Origin of the sequence: Mycoplasma feriruminatoris (assembly GCF_000327395.2) — a bacterium.
GTDB lineage: Bacteria > Bacillota_I > Bacilli_A > Mycoplasmatales > Mycoplasmataceae > Mycoplasma > Mycoplasma feriruminatoris.
In genome coordinates this window covers 450568-470957 of sequence record NZ_CP091032.1, presented here as the reverse complement: position 1 = coordinate 470957, position 20390 = coordinate 450568, and the positions used below count along the sequence as shown (strand labels likewise).

Below are 20390 nucleotides of genomic sequence, written 5' to 3'. Positions count from 1 at the left end.
TATGTTTAGACCTGAAAAATGAGAAGAATATATTGGTCAGAATAATATTTTAGATAATCTAAAAGTTTTTATAAAATCTGCAAAAAAACAAAATAAAACAGTTGATCATATTTTTATTTATGGACCTAGTGGTTATGGAAAAACTAGTTTAGCTTATTTATTATCAAAACAACTAAAAACAAATATTAGAATTTTAAATGGTCCTAATTTACAAAAAGCTAGTGATATTATTTCAATACTAACAAGTATTAAAGAAAAAGATGTGTTATTTATTGATGAAATTCATGCTGTTAATAAAGAAGTTTTAGAAATTATTTATCCAGTTTTAGAAGAAAATAAATTAAATATTATTATTGGTAAAGATTATAATTCTAAAGTTGTAAATATTGATTTACCTAAATTTACTATAGTTTGTGCTACTACTGAAATTAATAAAATTCCTTTACCTTTATTAAATAGGTTTCCAATTAGTTTTACAATGCAAGAATACAATTTAGAAGAAATGAGTAAAATCGTTGAGCTTTATTGTAATAAATTTCAAATTAAATTAGAAGAAGATATTTACTTATATTTAGCTAGTTTTTGTAGAAAAACACCAAGAATTGCTATTAATCTAATTAAAAGAATTAAAGATCATATTATATGTGATAATCCTAAAAAAATTGATATTAATTATATAAAAAAGGTTTTAGAAAAACTAGAAATTTATGAATTAGGTTTAACAGTTACTGAAATTAATTATTTAAAAATGATTGCAAAAAATAAAAGAGTTGGTTTAGATAATATTGCTCATCTTTTAAACACAACTCCTTTAATTATTGCAAATAACATAGAACCTTTTTTAATTAGAGAAAGTCTAATTATAAGAACTATTAAAGGTAGAGAAATCACTTACAAAGGTTTAAAATATATTGAAAATTTTTAATTTAAACATATAAAAAAATATTTTAATCTTTTATATTTAAATTAATATATTAGTAGATAGCAGTAAGGAGTAGTTATGAAAAAGTTTGACATAGTAGTAATAGGAGCAGGGCCTGGTGGTTATAGTCTTGCAAATATTTTAAGTTTAAATAATAAAAAAGTAGCTTTAATTGAAAAACAAGATGTAGGTGGAACTTGTATAAATAAAGGATGTGTTCCAACTAAAACTTTAATTAAATCAGCTAAAGTTTTAGAACTAATTAAAAATGCAGAAAAATTTGGAATTAGTGTTGATAATATTTCATTTGATTTTTTAAAAATGCAACAAAGAAGACTAGAAAACAAAGAATTTTTCAATACTTCTATTAGTAATCAAATTAATTTAAATGGTATTACTTTTTATAAAGGATTTGGTGAAGTTTTAACTACTAATAGTATTAAAGTTAATGATGAAATTATTAATTTTGATAAATTAGTTTTAGCAACTGGAACAAGACCTAAAATTATAAACTTTGAAGGACTAGAAGAATCACAAAAAAATGGATATTTACTAGATTCAGATCAAGCTTTAGTTTTAAATGATGTTCCAAGTTCATTAACTATTATTGGAGATGGTCCAATTTCATTAGAATTTGCTTATTTATATAATACTTTAGGATCAAAAGTTACTATCTTAACTAATGTTGAGTTTTTATCAAGATTTGATATTGATATTCAAAAAAGTGTAAAAGAATATTTTAAACAAAAAGATATTACAGTTATTGATAATGTAAATATTAAAAAGATCGATAATAATAAAGTTTATTATGATGAAACTTTTATAGAAAGTAAAAAAATCCTACTAGCTGTAGGAAGAACTCCAAATATTGAAGCATTTTCAAATATTGATATTAAAAAAGATAAAAATGGATTTGTTCTAGTAGATGAACATATGAAAACAAATATTGATAATATTTATGCTATTGGTGATGTAACTGGATTAACTTTATTATCTTCAGTTGCCTATAAAACAGGAGATATTGTAGCAAGTGATATTTTAAATACTAATAAAAATGAAAAATTTGATAAAAACCTAGTTACTTGAGCAATTTATTTAAACCCAGAAATTGCTGGAATTGGTTTAACAGAACAACAATTAAAAGAACAAAATATTGAATTTGATTCAATTATCATTAATTCAAAAGCACTTCCAAGAGCTCATGCTGATAATATAGTTAGTGATTATTCATTTATTAAGTTTTTAATTTCAAAACAAACTCAAGAAATTTTAGGTTGTTTTATGATGATAGAAAATGCTAATTTATTAATTAATCATATTGGATTATTTATGCAACAAAAATTAAATTTTGCTACATTACAAAAAACAATTTACACTCATCCAACTATTGGTGAAGCTTTTTACTATGCTTCAAGAATAAAAGGAATTAAGTCAAACTAATTTTATTTAATCTTTTTTAAAATTTCAGGCATAATATCAGCAATAAAAGTGTTTAAACTAATTAAAAAATCAATTTTAATTATGTCTTTTATAATTTTATAACCTGCAATTAATTTATCAGCATTACCAGATAAAAAGTTAGAAACAAAAGAATCAGAATATTCCATTTTTTTGTTTTCAAAGTATTCAAAAAGTTTATCTGTTAATGCTTTTTTTGCAGCAATTATATTACTTGTTTGTGCATCATCAAATAATGATAAAACTTCATCTTGATTTTCATCAAAATAGTTTAAATATTGTTCTTTTATTTTTTCGATTGCACTATTTAATATAGTTTGAAATAAATAATTAATATCATCATAACTAACATTTTTAATTAATTCATCTTCACCTAGTTTAGGAAATAATTTTTGAACATCATCTAAACAATCATATGTAAGAGAAAAGACATTAATACTTGTCATTACACTAAACATTTCACCAAATTGTTCATTAATTTCATAACCATCTTCACTTTGTTCTAGTTCTTGTAAAGCTGATGGAGTGATTTCGTTTTTAATTTCTTCATTTCTAATTTTTAAAAATTCTTTTAATTCACTTCAATCATTTAGATCTAAAAAATCATAGATCATTTCTTGTAGTCTAAATGGAAAATTACTTATTAAAGGTGCTAGTTTAGATTTTGTATAAATTTGAACTTTTTGTTTGGTTTTAGATGGTTTTATTTCATTTTCTTCTAATAAACTAGCTATTAAATGTTGTTGTAAAACAACTAAAAAAAATTGGTTAACTGTTAAATTTTTTATCATATTTACCTTTTCTTATTTTAACAATATATTAAATATCATATTTTGATATTATTATAAATAGAAAAGATGATAAAGATGAATTTTAATAGAATTATCGTTGAAAATGAAAAATACTATTTAAACAAATATCAATACTTTTATATAAACAAAAAAGAAATATCTCAAATATTAAAACAAATTAAATGACCAGCAATTATTGTTGATACTGAGTTTTTTAACAAAAGCCATAATAAAGAAGAACTACAACCTACTTTATATAATGAAAATGAAAAAGATTTAGTTTATATTTTACAATACTCTTTTGCAAAAAACTTAGAAGAAATTTATAACAGAATTAATCGTAAAGCAATTAAATCTTTAGCTATTAAAAGAATTTATAATGATAAAAATTATGATTTTTACAAACAATATAATTTGTTAAAAAAGAGTTTTATTAATATGTGTATTAATAAAAAAATTAAAACAATTATTTTTGCAGGACAAAGTAATGATAAAAAAATTATTGAATCTTGAATTAATCAAAATAAAAGTTTATTAAAAAATAAAAAATCAGAACTATTTATATTAGATAAAACTACTAATGAATATAAAATTAATAGTTTAGATATTTATCAAGTTTTAAATCATTTATCATTTGTTAATTTAGATAATAAAAATGAACAGTTTTATAATCCTAAAAACATTCAAAAAGGTTGAACTGGTCAAAATACTATAACAATTCCTAGTTTAAGAAAGTTTATAGATTATGCTAAAGATATTTTTAATGATTCAAATTTAAATGATACTGAAGATATTTATTTAAGTTGTTGTAATGCTTTAAAACTTTTTTCAGTAGATAAAATTAATATAGATGAATTTAAAGTATTAAATAAAAGTGTTAGTTTAGCTAAAACTCATTGTTTTAATGATGTATTAAAGATTTTATATTTAATTGATTTTATTTATGCTTTTTCTAAATTTAAGAACACTAATAATAAATATATTAAAAAAGATTAGGAGTTTTTATGAAATCATGTTTAGGTTGTGGAAGCTTATTACAAACAACAAATAAATTAGAACAAGGTTATGTAAATGATACTGAACATGCTTATTGTTTAAGATGTTTTAAAATTAAAAACTACAATCAATTAGTTGATAGTGAAATTAATGATGAACAATTCATTAATAAAATTTCAACTTTAGTTAAAGAAAATGAAGATAATCATTTAGTTTTTTATTATGTTTTAGATATATTTGATTTATTTGGTTCTAGAATATTAGAAATAGAAAATTTAATAAAAGATTTTCAAGTTATTTTAGTAGTAAATAAAATAGATTTACTACCTAAATCTATTAAATTAGAAAAAATTAGAAACTATATTAATAATGTTTTTAAAACTAGTAGTTTAAATGATCCTGAGATCTTTTTAACTAGTGCAAATAAATTAAATCTAGTTGAACCTTTATTAAATAAAGTAATTAAAAACAATAAATACCAACAATACTTTATTGGAGCAAGTAATGTTGGTAAATCTAGTTTAATTAATAAAATGTTAGAAATTAATAAACTAATTCCAAGTATAGTTGTTTCTAAATACTTTAATACCACTTTAGATTTTATAGAAATTCAATTAGATAAAAACACAACTATTTTTGATTCAGCTGGAGTTAGTAGAAAAAACAGTATTGCTAATTTAATGAATAAAAGATTTCAAAATTATTGCTATTTTAAAAAAGAAATCCATCAATTTACTTACCAATTAGCAAATAATAATTCTATTTTCTTTTCTGGAGTTTGTTGATTTGATTATTTAAGTTTTTCTAATAAAAAAACTAATTTTCATATTTATACAAATAAAGAAATTAATTTACATAGAACTAATACTAAAAATGTTACTAGATATTGAAATAATAATAGAAAAAGTTTAATTCCATATATTAATAATAGTGAAAATGTTCAAGTTTATGAATTTAAATTTACAAATGAACATTTAAATAATTGATATGATATTTCAATTTCAGGATTAGGATGAATTAATTTTAAAGTTGAGAGCGAAATGATGATAAGAATTAATATTCCATCAGATACTAAAAAAGTTTTAGTTAGTTTAAATGAACAACTAATATAAACCAGTTATTAGCTAGATTTTTTTAAATCTTTAGCTTTTAAAATAACTGGTTTTTTAAATTTTTTATTAATATTAAAAATCATATTTTCTATTTTTAAAGCATTATCTATTTGATTTTTATCAACTTTAATTTCATCATTAATATCTAGTTGTACTCAGTTTTGATTTTTATGAATTAATTTACAAACTCCAACTCCAATTAATAAAATCCCTTTGTTTTGTTCATATAAACTATAAAAACAATCTAAAGCACTATTATAGATTTTTTCAAAATCATTAGTGTGATTTTTTAAAGTAATTTGTTTATGTCTACTTGCTAGATGCTTTTGTTTATCAAATATTTGGTCATCAATTTTATATCTAATTTTAATTTCAACTGTTTTACATAGTAATTGATTTTTATGTAATTTATAAGAAATAAATTTAGATAAACTTGAAATTATAGTTTCTATTTCATCATATTGATAAATAGGAGTATTTAAAGTAGTTTCTTTTGAAATACTTTTATATTCATTTGATAAATAATTTATATAATCACTACCTAAACCTAAAGCCTCACTTTTTAAACCTAATCCTTTTTTGTTTAATAATCCATAAACTTCAACATCACTTAATAAAGCTAAGTCTTTTATAGTTTTGATTTTATTATTAATTAAAAGTTTAGCAGCTGATTCACCAACTCCATACATTTTATTAATCAAAATTGGTCAAATATTTTCTTTGAAATTATTTGTTGTTGTTAAAGTAATTCCGTTTGGTTTATTTAAACTAGTTGACATTTTAGCACTAAAGCGATTAAACCCAATTCCTAAAGAACAAGTTAAATTAAATTGTTTATAAATATCTTGTTGAATGTTTTTTGCTAATTGTAAAACATCAATATTTGTAACTAAATCACTTACATCTAAATAGGCTTCATCAATTGAAGCAATTTCAATTTTATTAGTATAATTATTTTTTATAAATTCTCAAATTTGATGAGAAATATTACTAATAAAATTCATATCAGGTTTAATACTAATGATTTGTGGATATAGTTTTTTTGCTTTAAATAAAGGCATTGCAGCTTTAATATTATATTTTCTAGCTTCATAACTAGCAGTTGAAATAATTGATTTATCAAAATTATTAGAAATTACTACAGGTTTGTTTTTTAATTCAGGATGTTTTAATTGCATACAACTTGCAAAAAATGCATCCATATCTATATGAATAATAGTTTTATTAAACATAACTCTCCTACATTTCTAATTTTTTAATCAATTATTTTAAATAAACATATAACTAAATTATAAATTTAAAATCAAATCAATACTAAAAATAAACTTTATCTAAAAACAAATAAAAAACTGCAAATTACTAATTTGCAGTTTTAATTTAACTTAATAAATCTTTTATTTTTGAAGCAACTATATCAATAGCTACATCATTTCCTTTTTTAAAAGGTATTACAATATCTGCATAATCTATAGTTTGTTCTATAAAAAGATCATGCATTGGTTTAACATCAGTTAAATATTGATCAATAACACTTTCAATTGTTCTATTACGTTCTTTTATATCTCTAACTAGTCTTCTAATGAATCTTAAATCATCAGGAGTTTTAACAAATATTTTAATATCTCCAAGTTCACGCAATTTTTCAAAATGCAATGAAAAGATTCCATCAACTATGATTACATCACTAGCTTTAACTAGTTTTTCTTTATCTGTTCTAATATGTTTTGTAAAATCATAAGTTGGAACAAAAATATCTTGTCTTTTTAAAAGTTGTTTTAAATCTTTAATTAAAAGATCGATATCAATTGAATTAGGATGATCAAAATTAATTTGATTTCTTTGTTCAAAAGTTAAGCTACTAAAATCTTTATAATAATTATCCATTGAAATATGTTCTACAGATTTATCTTTTAAAATCTCATTAGCTATTTTACTAGCAATAGTTGTTTTACCACTAGCACTACCACCAGCTATTAAAATAATGCTAACTTTTTTACTCATATTTCTCCTTAATAATTATTGTTTTATTTTTCTGTAGTTTGATTTTTATTTTTTGTCAATTTAATTTTAAAGATATTTGAATAGTTTTGTAAGACTACACCAATTACAGTTAAATATAAAACAATAATTCCAATATGTGATCCAATAGTTCCTATATTATTAATCATAAAAAATATGCTTGCTAAAAATAATAAAACTATAGTTATAACAAAAATCACAAAATTAGTTATAAATAATGTTTTTTCTACTTTTCTTGTTTTTTTAACAAATGTTAGTAAAAAAGGAATAACTAATAATAATGAGCTAAGAACAACTCCACTTACAGCTAATCCATAAGCTGGATTAAATTTACCTAATAAGTGCAATTGAGCATTATGACCATAACCAAATGATTCGTTAGCGATTAAAACAATCATAAACATATAAATTATAGTTAATAAATTAAATAAATATTTTTTCATTTTATCTCTTTCTTTTATATTCTTTACTAAGTTTTTTATAACATAAAAATATATAAAAGTAATAGATGAATGTTATTCAGTTAGTAGAACAATGGCTTTAGTATAAATTTCTAGCATCTTTTTTAAATCATCAATTTTAACATATTCATTATATGCATGCATAGTTGAGTTTTCAATATCAAACTCAGCACCAAAAGCAACAACATTAGGCATTGCTTTAGCATAAGTTCCCCCACCAATAGCAATTGGTTTTGCTTTATAGTCTTGAGTTACTTCTTGATAAACTCTCATAATTTTTTTAATTAAATCTGAATCTTGAGGAACATATAAACTATTATCAATTTTTTTAACTTCTAAAGATAAGTTATTTTTTTCTAGATATTTAGTTAATGTTGGAATAAAAATTTGAGTTGGATTAGTAAATACTGGAATTCTAAAGTTTAATCCAATTTTTGCAAATTTATTTTTAATTTCAATAATTCCTACATTTTGAGTTAGTTCACCAGTTTCATCTGAAATATCACCAAATACATTTTTTAAATTAAAGTCTAAATGCACATTTGTTGCTAAATAATCTGTAATTTTATGATGAACATCATTTTCATACATACTTTTAGCTAATCAAGTTGCAGCATTTACTCCATATCATGGTAAACTTCCATGACCTGCTTTTCCTTGAACTATTAATTTATCATCTTCTATTTTTGTAGTTATATTATTTTTATTTAAATACTCTTGTATTTGTTTAATTTTTGGTCCTTTATATCAAACTGTATCACAAACAACATTATAAGCAGCTCCACCACTAATTTGAATATCAGTTGGTTCATTTGAAATAATGTCTAAATTTGTAATTCATTTTTCAGCATAAACTACAGGAAATTCACCATCTGGAGTATATCCTAAATCACCAACTCCATGATCTTTAATATAAGTTTGAATTGAATCTCATGTAGTTTCTTCAGTTAGTCCAAAAATTAGTCTGATTTTATATTTTGAAGAAACAAAATTATGATCTTTTAAATATTTTAAAGCAAATAAATTCATTATTGCAGGACCTTTATCATCAAAAGTTCCTCTTCCAATTAATTTATTATCTTTAATGATTGGAACAAAAGGATCAGTTACTCATTGTTCAATACTTCCTGGTGGAACTACATCTAAATGAGCTAAAATTACAAATAATTTTTCACCAGTTCCATAATCAACAAACCCATATTTATTATTAACATCTTTATATGTTTGAAAACCTAAATTATTAGCTAGATCAATTACATAATCTAATACTTCTTTACAACCTTTTCCATAAGGAGCATCACTACTTGGTTCAGTTAGATAAGAAGGAATAGAAACAACTTTCATTGTTTCATTTAAAGCTTGATCAAAATACTTAGATATTAATTCTTTTTCATCAATTTTCATAATAAACACTCCTAATATAATAATATAACAAATCAACTTTAATAATTATTTATCAACTTAGACATAAAAATAGTAAAAATTGTTCATTTTTAAAAAGAACTATATACTATAGTCCTATTAGAAAAACAAAAGTTAAAAATATTTGTTTATACAATTTATTTTATTTTTTCATTTCAATATTTTACTATTAAATGTAATCTAGTAATAGCTGATCCAACAACAACACTATGAATTCCAAGTTCTAAAATATCTTTTGCTTGTTTTGGAGTTCAAATTCCACCTTCAGCAATAATTGGTTTTGTAATAACTTTTTTTAAATCTTTTAAAAATTGATAATCATTTTCAATATTATTATGATTTAAAGTTTGATTAGTATAACCTCTTAAAGTAGTTGCAATTAAATCAAAACCTAAATTTTGAGCATTAATAGCATCATCAATAGTAGAACAATCAGCTAACAATAACTGATTTGGATATTTAGTTTTAATTGTTTTTATTAAATCGGCTAGATTTTGATCTGGTCTTTTTCTTAAAGTTGCATCAAGTGCAATTATATCAACTTTTAAATCAATTAATTGTTCAACTTCTTTAATTGTTGGTGTAATAAATACTTCACTATTATCATAATGTTTTTTAATTAACCCAATTATTGGAACATCTACAACTTGTTTAATAGCTTTAATATGTTCTACTTGACTTAATCTAAGAACTTTAGCTCCACCTAAAACTAGAGCATAAGCCATTTTACTTAACACATAACTATCATTTAATGGTTCATCATCAACTGCTTGACAAGAAATGATTAATGTGTTTTTTATTTGATCAATTAAATTCATAAAACCTTTCTAAATTAGTCTTATTAATTATAAAACAACCTCTAATTTAGAGGCTGTTAAATTCTAATTTTTAAAATGTTTATCAACTAATAAATGTAAAACTCCTAAAATTCCAGAATCATTTTTATTTGAAGTGTATTTAATTTCAATAGGACTAATATTATAAAATACAAATTCTTTTTGAAATTTATTATTTATTAATTCTAAAATTTGTTCACTACAATAACTAAACCCTCCACCTAGATAAATTACTTGAGGAGATAAAATATAGCTAATTGTGCATAATAAATTAACTAATTTATCTAAATAGTTATCTATTTGAGTTTTATAAAAATCGTTTTTATTATATAAAGTTCAAATATCACTAGAATCATAATGATATTTATTCTGATTAAGATGTGATATAAATTTTGATCAAGATAAATCTATATCAACAATTTGATTAAAGTTTTTTATATATCCAATTTCACCAGCTATACCATTATTTGCTAAAAATAATTTACCATTTAAAATAATACCCATTCCAACTCCAGTTCCTAAAGTTAGAGTAACACTATTTTTAATAGCTTTATTATTAACATATTCAATATAACTAGCACTATTAGCATCATTAATAATTTCAATTGGTACTAAATTTTTATAAGCAATTAAAAAGTCTTGTATATAAGTTTTTAAATCAAAATTTGAATAATCAGAAATATTATTATTTGCAAATTTAATTATTCCGTTTTTATCAACAACCCCAGCAGTTGCTATACTAATTCCATCAAAAGGTAAACTAGAAATAATAATATCTACTAGTTGTTTTAATAATTCATCTTTTATAGGAATAGTTTTAACACTATTAATAAATAAAGGTTTTAGATTTTCATTAAAGATTCCATATTTTATAGAAGTTCCACCAATATCAATAGATAAATATTTTTTTATATTAGTCATATAGAATTTTAAAAACTACCTTTGTAATTTGATCGCAATTTGCTTTGATTTTTGGTGAATGTGCATCTGTAAAAAAGAATAGTGCAAATGATTGGTTGTTTTGATAAATTGTTTTTGTTGTTTTTGTTTTATATAAACATACATCATCTTTTAAATTATATTCAACTTGTTCGTTTAAATCATCAACAAACTCATGACCTATAAATTCATCTCCACTAATTAAAATATGAAGATCTAAATATTTTTTATGAGATTCAAATACAGCATTATTTTTTTCTATTGTATTTGTTATAAATTTGTTGTAAAACAAAGTATCACTAATAACATTAATTCCATCTTTAAGATCTTTTAAATTAGTTTGATTAATAAAATTAATAGCAAAATCAATGTTTTTATGAATATTTAAATATCTATTTAAATTAGAAAGTTTATCGTAAATCATTACTTCACCTAATTTCTAGCTACTTTTTTGTTTTTAATTTTTTTAATTAAATCTTTTTTAAATTGAGTTTCACTTGCTTTAATTTCTTGTCATTCTTTTTCACCATCTTCAACCATTTTGTTAAAGTCTTGTTTTGAAAAAGTATGAACAGTTAAACCATCAAGTTTATCTATTTTTTTGTTTTTAAAAATAAAACTTGATAAATATCCTAATAATAGCCCAATTATAAAAGCTAAAATAATTCCATAAAAATCTGAAACAGGTGTTTTACCTATTTTATTAATTATAAAAATAGTTAAAACAATTATAAATGAACTAACTGATCCAATAATTGCTCCAATGTTTGAAGTTCTTTTTGTAAAAATACCTAATAAATAAATTACAGTAACAGAAGTTCCAAACAATCCAATAATAGCAGCAAATAAATCTAATAAATTATCTGCTTTAGTAATAATTAAAAATATTGCAGCAATTGTTCCTAATAATCCTATACCTAAAATTAAACTTTTAGCTCAATACATTTTATGTTTGTCTTTTATATTAGGTTTAATTCTTACTAAAATATCTTCAACTATACAAGTAGCAGCTGAATGTAGTGAAGAAGAAATTGTACTCATTGAAGCTGAATAAATTCCAGCAATAATTAATCCACTAATACCAGCTGGTAATACAGTTACTATAAAGTATGGTAAAATTTGGTTGTTTTGTTTAATTCCAAGATTTTTAATTATATCATTTACATTACTTAAACCTGTTTGTTGAGCATAAAATGCATATAATAATGAACCCATTCCATAGAATAGTAAAATAGTAATTAAAGATAAAATAGCATTAGTTCAAAGTCCTTTTTTAACTTGTTTAAAACTTTGATTTGATTGATATCTTTGAACTACATCTTGTGATCCAATGTATTGATAAAAAGTATTAATTAATTGACCAAAAAATAGAATTAAAATTCAAGGTTTAGCTCAAGATTGAGGAATAATTGATTCTTTAGCTAATAATTTATGATTATTTATAACTTTACTATTAACTTCAGCTAAATTTGGCATTTTAATTAAAGCAAAAATTATTGCTAATAAAATTCCACCAATTAAAACTACTGCTTGAATAAAATCTGATCAAATAACTCCATTTAATCCACCTAAAACAGTTGAAATAACACAAAATATTCCAATAACTACAGCAATTAAATAAGGATTAATATTTGTAACTGCTGTTAGAGCAATTGTTGGTAAATAAATAATTAAACCAACTCTTACTACGTGAAATAAAATAAACATTAAACTTGCAGCTACTCTTAAAAAATAACTAAATCTTTTTTCTAAAAAACCATAACCAGAAACATCATTTAATTTTTTAAAAAACGGAATAATAAATCTGATTAATAATGGAGTAGCAATAAAAATAGTTAAATTACCAAATGCAAATAACCAGTCTGTTGAAAAGGCTTTTGCTGGTGTTGCCATATAAGTAATAGCTGATAGTGTAGTTGCATAAATTGAAAAACCAGCAACTCAACCTGGAGTTTTTCCTCCAGCTTTAAAATATTCATCTGTATTTTCAGCTTTTTGTAATTTTGATTTAAATTGGAAGTATAAACCAATTCCTAAAGTAAATAATAAGTAAATTACTAATACTACATAATCAGCTCAGTGAAATGATTTAACTGCAAGATTTGTAGTACTTTTGGCAAGCAAATTAATCATATTAAATATCTTTTAAATATTTTTCTTTAATTTCTTTTGCTTTTGACGCATATTGAGAAATTGATTGAGTCATTGGCAATCTACAAAATACTTCATTTAAATCATAATGTTGTCTTATAATTTCTTTTAATATAGCATATAACCCATTAGCTAATACTATATCAATAAAATCATTAATTTGGTTTTGTAATTCTAAAGCTTGTTTGTTTTGTCCATTTTTAACTAATTCAAATAACTGTTTAGCTCTTTTAGCATTAACGTTAAATGTTGAACCAATTACACCATCAATATTATAAATTGATGCTGATAATTGTTGTTCATCAAATCCATAAAATACTAATTTATCTGGATATTTTGCTTTGATTCTTTCAAGAGTATATAGATCAGTTGCTGTAAACTTAACTCCAATAACTCCATCAATAGCAAATAATTTTTCAAAAGCTTCTAGTGAAAAATTAACACCAGATAATAAAGGAATATAATAAGCAATTAAAGGTAAATTAGTTGCTTTTTTAATTTCTTTATAATAATTTAAAATTTGATCTAAATTAAACTTGTAATAAAAAGGAGTAACTGCACTAATAGCATCATATCCTAATTGTTCAGCTAATTTTGCTTGTTCAATTGATTCATAAATGTTTAATGAACCTACTTGAGCAATTAAAGGCACTCTTTTATTAACGTGTTTTGCAACAATTTCTAAAATTTGTTTTCTTTCAGAATTTGAAAGTAGAAAAGCTTCTCCTGTTGAACCATTAACATAAAGTCCATCAACATTTGAAATTTCAATATTATAGTCGATGAACTTTTTTAATGCTTGCTCATCTATTGAACCATCTTTTTTATATGGAATCAATAAAGCAGCAAACACACCTTTAAGGTTTTTCATATTATCTACTGCCTTTCTTTATTATTTTTATTTCTATAAATTAAATAAGAAGTGTAATACTATTTATTACTGCCCTTATATTATTATTATAGTTTACTAGTCTATCTGATTTAATCTATCTTATTTAAAAATTAAAAGAATGAAAAGAAAACAAAAAAAGAGTTCATAAAGAACCCTTTAATTAATTAGGAATAACACTTACTCTAGTACGGTTTTTTCCAAATTTTTCATATTTAACTGTACCAGCAATTAAAGCAAATAAAGTGTCATCTCCACCACGTCCAACATTTAAACCAGGATGAATTTTAGTTCCTCTTTGTCTGTAAATAATTGAACCTGCATTAGTGAATTGACCATCAGATTTTTTAGCTCCTAAACGTTTTGATTCTGAATCACGACCGTTTTTAGTTGATCCAACTCCTTTTTTAGAAGCAAAATATTGTAAACCTAATAAGAAACGCATGTTAAGACACCTCCTTTAATCTTGCATTTTTTGGATATTGAATAGTAATAGTTTGTATTTGAATTTTTAACATATCTAACATTAATTGTAAATTTGAATTATCTTCTTTTTTTACAAAAATAGTTATTTTGTTTTCTAAAATTTCAATATCTACATCATTTTTATAATAAGCATCAATCGCATTTAAAGCTCCACTAACAATTGCAGTAAGACCAGCACATACTAAATCTTTACCATATTCATCACTATTAGCATGACCTTTCATTTGAAATTGAACAATCTTATTATTTTTATAATTAATTATGATATCAACCATAATTACTTAGCACTGATTTCTTCAATTTTTACTTTAGTAAAAGGTTGTCTATGACCATAAATTTTATTTACATTTTTCTTTGGATGATATCTTATAACACGGATTTTTTTTGCTTTACCTTGTTTGATGATAGTTCCTAAAACTTTAGCTCCATTAACAAATGGAGTTCCAATTTGACCATCAATCATTAAAATTTCATCAAATGTAATTTTATCATTAACTTCACCTTTAATTTTTTCAATAAAAATTTCTTGACCTGGTTCAACTTTAACTTGTTTTCCACCAGTCTTAATGATTGCAAACATTATTTTCCTCCAGTCTAGACTCGCCTATGTACGTGAGTTTTCCTTCTTTTAAACATACAAAAGAGCGGTTGAAACTTTTTTTCAACATTTATATATTACTATATCAAAACTAATAAAACAAGATAACTACTAAAAAGGTTTTAATTAATTAAAAATGCTAATATTTTGATCAAAATCATTATAAATATCATTTACTTGTTCGTTATTATTATAAGAATCATTGTAATTGATTTTAATGTTGTTTTTACTATTTCCAACTTCTAAAACTGGAACTTTGATTTCTTGAGCTTTTGCTTGTTGAATTTTTAAATCAACTAGTTTTGTATTATCTATTTTAAAGTTACTATTTCCAATTTTATATTCTGCTTTTATTGGATTTTTACTAGCTTGATAAAAAGCAAAACCAACACTTGCAATATCAGTTATAAAATTGCTTACTCCTTCAAAACCAGATTGTATAACTTTAGCAATACCAGTTACTAAAGCTCCACTAACTCCAGCTCCTCCTATAATTTCTTTTGTGTTTTCTAAATTAATTTCTTTCATATTAATACCTCCTATTAAGGTATTAGAAATTTTTTTTAGAAATGTACTTTTTATATAAAATATTTTTTGGAATTTGAGTTTTTAAACTAATAATCTCACAAGCTTGTTTTAATTTATAACCACTTTTAATTTCTATATCTATTAAATTCATTAATTCTATATCTGAATACTTGTTAACTAAATCAGTAGTTTTTTTATCAATAACAATAACAAATTCACCTTTTAAAACAAATTCTTCACTATTAATATATTGATTAACTTGATTAATAGATCCATAAATAATTTCTTCATTAATTTTAGTTAATTCTTTACTAATTACAATTTTATGATTCTGATTTAATATTTCATTTAAACAATTAATAGTATCTTTTAATCGATGTACTGATTCATATAAACAAATAATTGAATCATTTGCATATTTATTGATTAACTCAGCTAGCTCATTTTGTTTACTTATTTTGTTTTTATTTTTTAAAAAACCATAAAAATAATGACTATCAATTAAAAAACCACTAGAAATTAATGCGTGAATATAAGCTGAACCTGCTGATATTGCAGTAATATTACAATTAATATCTAATTCTTTTAATTGATTAATAATATAACTTGCTGGATCACTTATAATTGGAACTCCAGCATCACTTATAATTGCTATATTTTTATTTTCATTTAATAAATTAATAATTTGATCAACTCTAAGATTTTCATTAAATTTATGAAGAGATAATAAGTTATTTTTAATTTGATATTTATCTAATAAAACTTTGCTAGTTCTAGTATCTTCACAACAAATTACATCAACTTGTTTTAAAGTGTTTATTGCTCTTAAACTAATATCTTCTAAATTTCCAATTGGTGTAGTAACTAAATAAACTGTTGGTTTATTATTTTTATAAGTCTTTTGAATAATCATAATTTTAAAATCCTTATTTTAATTTTAAAGTTAATAAATAAAAAAATAGTCAGAAGACTATTTTTTTTGCTTATGGGTTTCATGTTTATTACAATTACTGCAGTATTTAGAAACTTCTATTTTAGGTTTCTTTTTATCATTCTTACCGATGTAGTTTTCATTTTTGCAAACTGTACAACGTAAAATGTATTTTTCACGCATCTCAACTACCACCTTTCCCAGATATCAAACTTTTATAACACTTATAAAATATTACCAATTTCAAAAGAGGTTTTCAAGTTTTTTAATAGTTTATTAATTTTATATCCTAAATTAAAACTAAAAACACATTCAAATATAGTAAAATAATTGTTGTAGATAAAGGAGTGTTATAATGAAAAAACTTCTATCGTTATTAGCTTGCAGTTTTGTTATTACAACAAGTGCTAGTTTTGCTATAAGTTGTAAAACAACAGATAAACAATATCAAGAACTAGAAAACCTAATTAATCAATCTGAAAATAAAACAATGATTTTATATTTAGGAGCTAGTGATAATAAATCAGCAAAATCATTTGAACAAGGTTTAGAAGAATTAACAAACACTAAATCTTTAGATGAAGCTATTAAAAAAATTAATGATACATCAACAAGTGATGCTACTAGTTTTATTTATAAATTTAAAAATAATTTAAGTTGAAATAGTACAACTAATCATACAACTGTTTTAAACAATGTTGAAGTTAAAAAAGATAAAAATAGTAAAACTAAAAAAGAAAGATGAGTTATTGATGATAAAAATCCATCTGATTCAAAACAAATCTTTAAAAATATGACTAATGAAGTTGTGATTAAAAACTTTAAATATGATTCAGATGATGAAATATGAAATAAAGGTTTAACTTCTAAAATTCTAAATGAGTATCTTGTTAAAAACTGAGCAAAAGCATTTTATGGAGAAACTAGTTCTAGTTTTAATAAAAATGATAATACAGTAACTGAAAAAGTTGAAAAATTACAAGATAAAGTTAAAAACCTAAAAGGACCATTATTCTTAGTTTTAAGAGATAAAATGTTTTATGGTATAGTAAGTGGTTTTGAAACTTTTAGTAAACAAGATCAAAAAAATGCTACTAAAACAGTTGATAACACTACTAATGGATCAGAAATTAGAAAAGGGATCTATGATAAATGAATAGGTTATCTAAAAGAAGCTATTGGAATGTATGATGTAGTTAAACTTTTACAAGATACAGATCCAATGATCACTCCTAAAACTGATTGAAAATATCAAGGTACAGATAAAGTAGAAGCTAAAAAAGACGACAAGAAAAAAGATGGTGAAAAGGACAACAAACCTGAGGAATCTAAACCTGCTCCTGCTCCAACCCCTAGTCCAGCTCCTACTCCTGCACCTCAAACACCTCCAACACCAGCACCAGCAGCACCAGCAGCACCAACTCCTGCTAAATAATTTAATGAATCCATTTGGATTCATTTTTTTTACTTAAATTCAATATAAATTAAGCACAAAAAAACATGCCTTTTAAAGCATGTTTGTTTTCAAAAATGGTCCCCAAGGCCGGACTTGAACCGGCACAGGATGTAAAGCCCGTTGGATTTTAAGTCCAATGCGTCTACCTATTCCGCCACTTGGGGTTAATATAAATGGTGACTCGTCGGGGATTCGAACCCCGGACCCACTGGTTAAAAGCCAGTTGCTCTACCTGCTGAGCTAACGAGTCAAGATGGTTGGGCTAGCAGGATTCGAACCGGCGCATGAGGGAGTCAAAGTCCCTTGCCTTACCGCTTGGCTATAGCCCAATAAAATGGTGGAGGGGGAGGGATTCGAACCCCCGAACCGTAAGGAAGTGGGTTACAGCCACCCGCGTTTAGCCACTTCGCTACCCCTCCAAGAACTGGTGCTGACTAAAGGATTTGAACCTTCGACCTATTGATTACTAGTCAATTGCTCTACCAACTGAGCTAAGTCAGCAAGATAAATTCGCTTCCTCTAACACAAGACACAAATAATTTTATATCATTTATAACATATTTCAATAGTTTACATAAAAAATGAAATAATTTTAGAAGAAGTTAGAATTTGTAATTATTAAGAGATTAATTTGAAATAATTTTATCTAAATCTTGAACTTTAATTGATAATAATTTGTACTTATCAATTAAGTCTTTATGATTAGTACAAGGAACAAAATAATCGATATCATAATTAGAATACTTATTAAAATGATCTTCTAATTTATTAACTAATTTTAACCCTGCCATTTCATCAGTTTGAGAATAAGTTTCAATATTATCTATAAAAACATAATCCTGATATTCTTTTTCTTCACCTAAAAAACCATAATTATGATCTATATGTTTTTTTAGTCTTAAAATTTTTAATTTCATATCATCAAGATTTTTTTTATAAATATTTAAACAATCAGTACAATTTTTAAAAGTGTTTTTAATATCAGCTAGTTGTTCTAAAGCTTCACTTTTATTTGAAATTACTTTTAATTTAAATTCATTTTGAGAATCTAAAATAGCTCTTTTATTAATATATTCAGAATTATTAGATATATCAGTATAAGTTTCACTAGATTGAATATTAGATTTTTGATCTAGTTTTTCTTTATTTTCTTCACTATTAGTTTTAGTTTCAATAGCTTTAACTTTGTCTCTAATTATAACTTTTGGTTTAGTTGTAAAACAAGATTTAATATTATTAAAAAAATTCTTTATTTTATCGATTAGCTTCATATAAATCACTTCTTTTCTAATATTAAATTTAAAAACAATAGGATTAATGATTAATCAACAATTTTAAATAGATCTTTGAATGTTTTTTTAGATTGTTTTTTAGATTTAGGTTTTTTGTCTCCTTCTTTAAGTTGTTTAATATCTTTTTTAGTTAGTTTTTTTAATTCATATTTCATTTCTTTGTTTTCTCATTCTTTTAGATTTGAATCAACAATTTTTTCAACAAATTTAGTCAAATCTTCAGTTTTTAATGAAATATGTTTACTTGGTAAAATAGGTTTACCAAAAACAACTTTAACTTCAACTTTTTTAGGTCTTTTTTGAGCAAAAACTTGATATGAATTAATAATAGAAACAGGAATAATAGGAGCATGAGACATTTGAGCAACTTTTAAAGAAGCAGCATGAAAACTATTCATTTGTTGAGAATGACTTCTAGTACCTTCTGGAAAAATTACTAAAGAACGTTTATAATCAACAACTAAATCTTTTCCTTCTTTAAATGCTTGTAAAGCACTTCTAGGACTTTTTCTATCTAAAGGAATACAATCAATTAATCTAACAAAGTTTTTAAATTTTTTGCTTGTTCATAGTTCTTCTTTTGCAATAAAAGCTAATGGTTGTTGTTTTGAAAAATCATTAATAGCAAATAAAATAGCTGGATCAATATTTGATTGATGATTAGCAGCTAAAATTACTCCTTTATCAACTCAGTTTTCAATACCTTCAACTTTTATATTAACATCTAGTACATATAATAATTTACTTACAGCTTTTTTAACTCAGTTATATCTGTATTCTTCAGGATATCTATCTGGTTGTTTTTTATTTTTTCTAACAATTTTAGCTGCTTTAAATTTTATATGTAATAAAGGTAATCACATAAATAACATTTTTCAAGGATTAACATGAATATAATCTTTAATCTTTTTTTCTTGTTCTAAATTGTTTTGTGTTGTTGGTTGTTCTAAATTACTAGTTTGATTCATTTTATTCATTCTTTCTATTAAATGTTAATTTATAATTTAACCCTTATTTAAAGAGTATTTAAAAAGAGAACACTCTATAAATAATTTTATCATCAATTACTTTAATAGAATATTCTCTTATATAGATATTTATAT

Annotated in this window: 23 protein-coding genes, 5 tRNA genes and 1 other annotated feature; of the genes, 5 read left to right on the top strand and 23 right to left on the bottom strand. The window is 23.1% G+C overall.

Annotated features, from left to right (window positions below; translation table 4 throughout):
- Position 1: 1 nt before the first annotated feature.
- Positions 2–925, top strand: coding sequence for a Holliday junction branch migration DNA helicase RuvB (gene ruvB, locus D500_RS02035; protein WP_008362788.1), 924 nt, complete (start codon positions 2–4; stop codon positions 923–925).
- A 75-nt stretch (positions 926–1000) separates the two neighbouring features.
- Positions 1001–2362 (top strand): dihydrolipoyl dehydrogenase, encoded by a 1362-nt coding sequence (locus D500_RS02030; protein WP_008362790.1) that lies wholly within the window; start codon positions 1001–1003, stop codon positions 2360–2362.
- A gap of 2 nt (positions 2363–2364) precedes the next feature.
- Here the strand turns inward: D500_RS02030 and D500_RS02025 are convergent, their stop codons facing one another.
- The gene (locus D500_RS02025; RefSeq protein WP_008362791.1) at positions 2365–3171 is read right to left on the bottom strand and encodes a hypothetical protein; all 807 of its coding nucleotides are present in this window, start codon (positions 3169–3171) and stop codon (positions 2365–2367) included.
- 75 nt (positions 3172–3246) lie between these two features.
- Here D500_RS02025 and D500_RS02020 point away from each other — a divergent pair, with 75 nt between their 5' ends.
- Both D500_RS02020 and yqeH read left to right on the top strand, forming a co-directional pair.
- The gene (locus D500_RS02020; RefSeq protein ID WP_008362793.1) at positions 3247–4167 is read left to right on the top strand and encodes a hypothetical protein; all 921 of its coding nucleotides are present in this window, start codon (positions 3247–3249) and stop codon (positions 4165–4167) included.
- A gap of 8 nt (positions 4168–4175) precedes the next feature.
- A complete protein-coding gene (yqeH, locus tag D500_RS02015; RefSeq protein ID WP_008362795.1) occupies positions 4176–5279 on the top strand; it encodes a ribosome biogenesis GTPase YqeH in 1104 nt (367 codons plus the stop codon).
- A gap of 8 nt (positions 5280–5287) precedes the next feature.
- Here yqeH and D500_RS02010 read toward each other — a convergent pair whose 3' ends face one another.
- The 15 genes from D500_RS02010 to rpmG all read right to left on the bottom strand — a co-directional run bounded on the left by D500_RS02010 (position 5288) and on the right by rpmG (position 16722).
- The gene (locus D500_RS02010) at positions 5288–6511 is read right to left on the bottom strand and encodes a Y-family DNA polymerase (protein WP_008362797.1); all 1224 of its coding nucleotides are present in this window, start codon (positions 6509–6511) and stop codon (positions 5288–5290) included.
- A gap of 145 nt (positions 6512–6656) precedes the next feature.
- A complete protein-coding gene (udk, locus tag D500_RS02005; protein ID WP_008362799.1) occupies positions 6657–7280 on the bottom strand; it encodes a uridine kinase in 624 nt (207 codons plus the stop codon).
- Positions 7281–7303: 23 nt separating this feature from the next.
- Positions 7304–7741: a hypothetical protein gene (locus tag D500_RS02000; protein WP_008362801.1), complete on the bottom strand. Its 438-nt coding sequence runs from the start codon at positions 7739–7741 to the stop codon at positions 7304–7306.
- Positions 7742–7813: 72 nt separating this feature from the next.
- Positions 7814–9163: a M20 family metallopeptidase gene (locus D500_RS01995; protein ID WP_008362803.1), complete on the bottom strand. Its 1350-nt coding sequence runs from the start codon at positions 9161–9163 to the stop codon at positions 7814–7816.
- 155 nt (positions 9164–9318) lie between these two features.
- Positions 9319–9999, bottom strand: coding sequence for an N-acetylmannosamine-6-phosphate 2-epimerase (locus D500_RS01990; RefSeq protein WP_008362804.1), 681 nt, complete (start codon positions 9997–9999; stop codon positions 9319–9321).
- A gap of 63 nt (positions 10000–10062) precedes the next feature.
- Entirely contained in the window at positions 10063–10938 is an 876-nt protein-coding gene (locus D500_RS01985; protein ID WP_008362806.1) for an ROK family protein, read from the bottom strand.
- Positions 10931–11380 (bottom strand): YhcH/YjgK/YiaL family protein, encoded by a 450-nt coding sequence (locus D500_RS01980; protein WP_008362808.1) that lies wholly within the window; start codon positions 11378–11380, stop codon positions 10931–10933. Before D500_RS01980 ends, D500_RS01985 begins: the two co-directional genes overlap by 8 nt.
- A gap of 8 nt (positions 11381–11388) precedes the next feature.
- Complete coding sequence (locus tag D500_RS01975) at positions 11389–13089, bottom strand: sodium:solute symporter (protein ID WP_008362809.1); 1701 nt, start codon at positions 13087–13089, stop codon at positions 11389–11391.
- 1 nt (position 13090) lies between these two features.
- Entirely contained in the window at positions 13091–13978 is an 888-nt protein-coding gene (locus D500_RS01970; RefSeq protein WP_008362811.1) for an N-acetylneuraminate lyase, read from the bottom strand.
- Between the two features lie 181 nt (positions 13979–14159).
- Positions 14160–14441: a 50S ribosomal protein L27 gene (gene rpmA / locus D500_RS01965; RefSeq protein ID WP_008362816.1), complete on the bottom strand. Its 282-nt coding sequence runs from the start codon at positions 14439–14441 to the stop codon at positions 14160–14162.
- A gap of 1 nt (position 14442) precedes the next feature.
- Entirely contained in the window at positions 14443–14757 is a 315-nt protein-coding gene (locus D500_RS01960) for a ribosomal-processing cysteine protease Prp (RefSeq protein WP_008362817.1), read from the bottom strand.
- Positions 14758–14759: 2 nt separating this feature from the next.
- A complete protein-coding gene (rplU, locus tag D500_RS01955; RefSeq protein WP_008362819.1) occupies positions 14760–15062 on the bottom strand; it encodes a 50S ribosomal protein L21 in 303 nt (100 codons plus the stop codon).
- 6 nt (positions 15063–15068) lie between these two features.
- Positions 15069–15142, bottom strand: a sequence feature (ribosomal protein L21 leader region).
- 64 nt (positions 15143–15206) lie between these two features.
- Positions 15207–15608 (bottom strand): hypothetical protein, encoded by a 402-nt coding sequence (locus tag D500_RS01950; protein WP_008362822.1) that lies wholly within the window; start codon positions 15606–15608, stop codon positions 15207–15209.
- A 22-nt stretch (positions 15609–15630) separates the two neighbouring features.
- A complete protein-coding gene (rsmI, locus tag D500_RS01945) occupies positions 15631–16521 on the bottom strand; it encodes a 16S rRNA (cytidine(1402)-2'-O)-methyltransferase (RefSeq protein WP_008362824.1) in 891 nt (296 codons plus the stop codon).
- A 57-nt stretch (positions 16522–16578) separates the two neighbouring features.
- Positions 16579–16722: a 50S ribosomal protein L33 gene (gene rpmG / locus D500_RS01940; protein WP_013729662.1), complete on the bottom strand. Its 144-nt coding sequence runs from the start codon at positions 16720–16722 to the stop codon at positions 16579–16581.
- A gap of 172 nt (positions 16723–16894) precedes the next feature.
- On the opposite strand from rpmG, the gene D500_RS01935 reads away from it, so the two are divergent.
- Complete coding sequence (locus D500_RS01935) at positions 16895–17974, top strand: hypothetical protein (RefSeq protein ID WP_008362827.1); 1080 nt, start codon at positions 16895–16897, stop codon at positions 17972–17974.
- A gap of 96 nt (positions 17975–18070) precedes the next feature.
- Here the strand turns inward: D500_RS01935 and D500_RS01930 are convergent.
- From D500_RS01930 to D500_RS01900, 7 genes are all read right to left on the bottom strand, one after another.
- Positions 18071–18159: transfer RNA gene (locus tag D500_RS01930), tRNA-Leu, on the bottom strand.
- Positions 18160–18169: 10 nt separating this feature from the next.
- Positions 18170–18245: transfer RNA gene (locus D500_RS01925), tRNA-Lys, on the bottom strand.
- Between the two features lie 4 nt (positions 18246–18249).
- A tRNA-Gln gene (locus D500_RS01920) sits at positions 18250–18324 on the bottom strand.
- Positions 18325–18330: 6 nt separating this feature from the next.
- A tRNA-Tyr gene (locus D500_RS01915) sits at positions 18331–18414 on the bottom strand.
- A 6-nt stretch (positions 18415–18420) separates the two neighbouring features.
- Positions 18421–18496 (bottom strand) — tRNA-Thr (locus D500_RS01910).
- Between the two features lie 125 nt (positions 18497–18621).
- On the bottom strand, positions 18622–19266 hold the full coding sequence (locus D500_RS01905; protein WP_008362828.1) for a hypothetical protein: 645 nt from the start codon (positions 19264–19266) through the stop codon (positions 18622–18624).
- 50 nt (positions 19267–19316) lie between these two features.
- Positions 19317–20264: a lysophospholipid acyltransferase family protein gene (locus tag D500_RS01900; RefSeq protein ID WP_008362830.1), complete on the bottom strand. Its 948-nt coding sequence runs from the start codon at positions 20262–20264 to the stop codon at positions 19317–19319.
- Positions 20265–20390 lie beyond the last annotated feature (126 nt).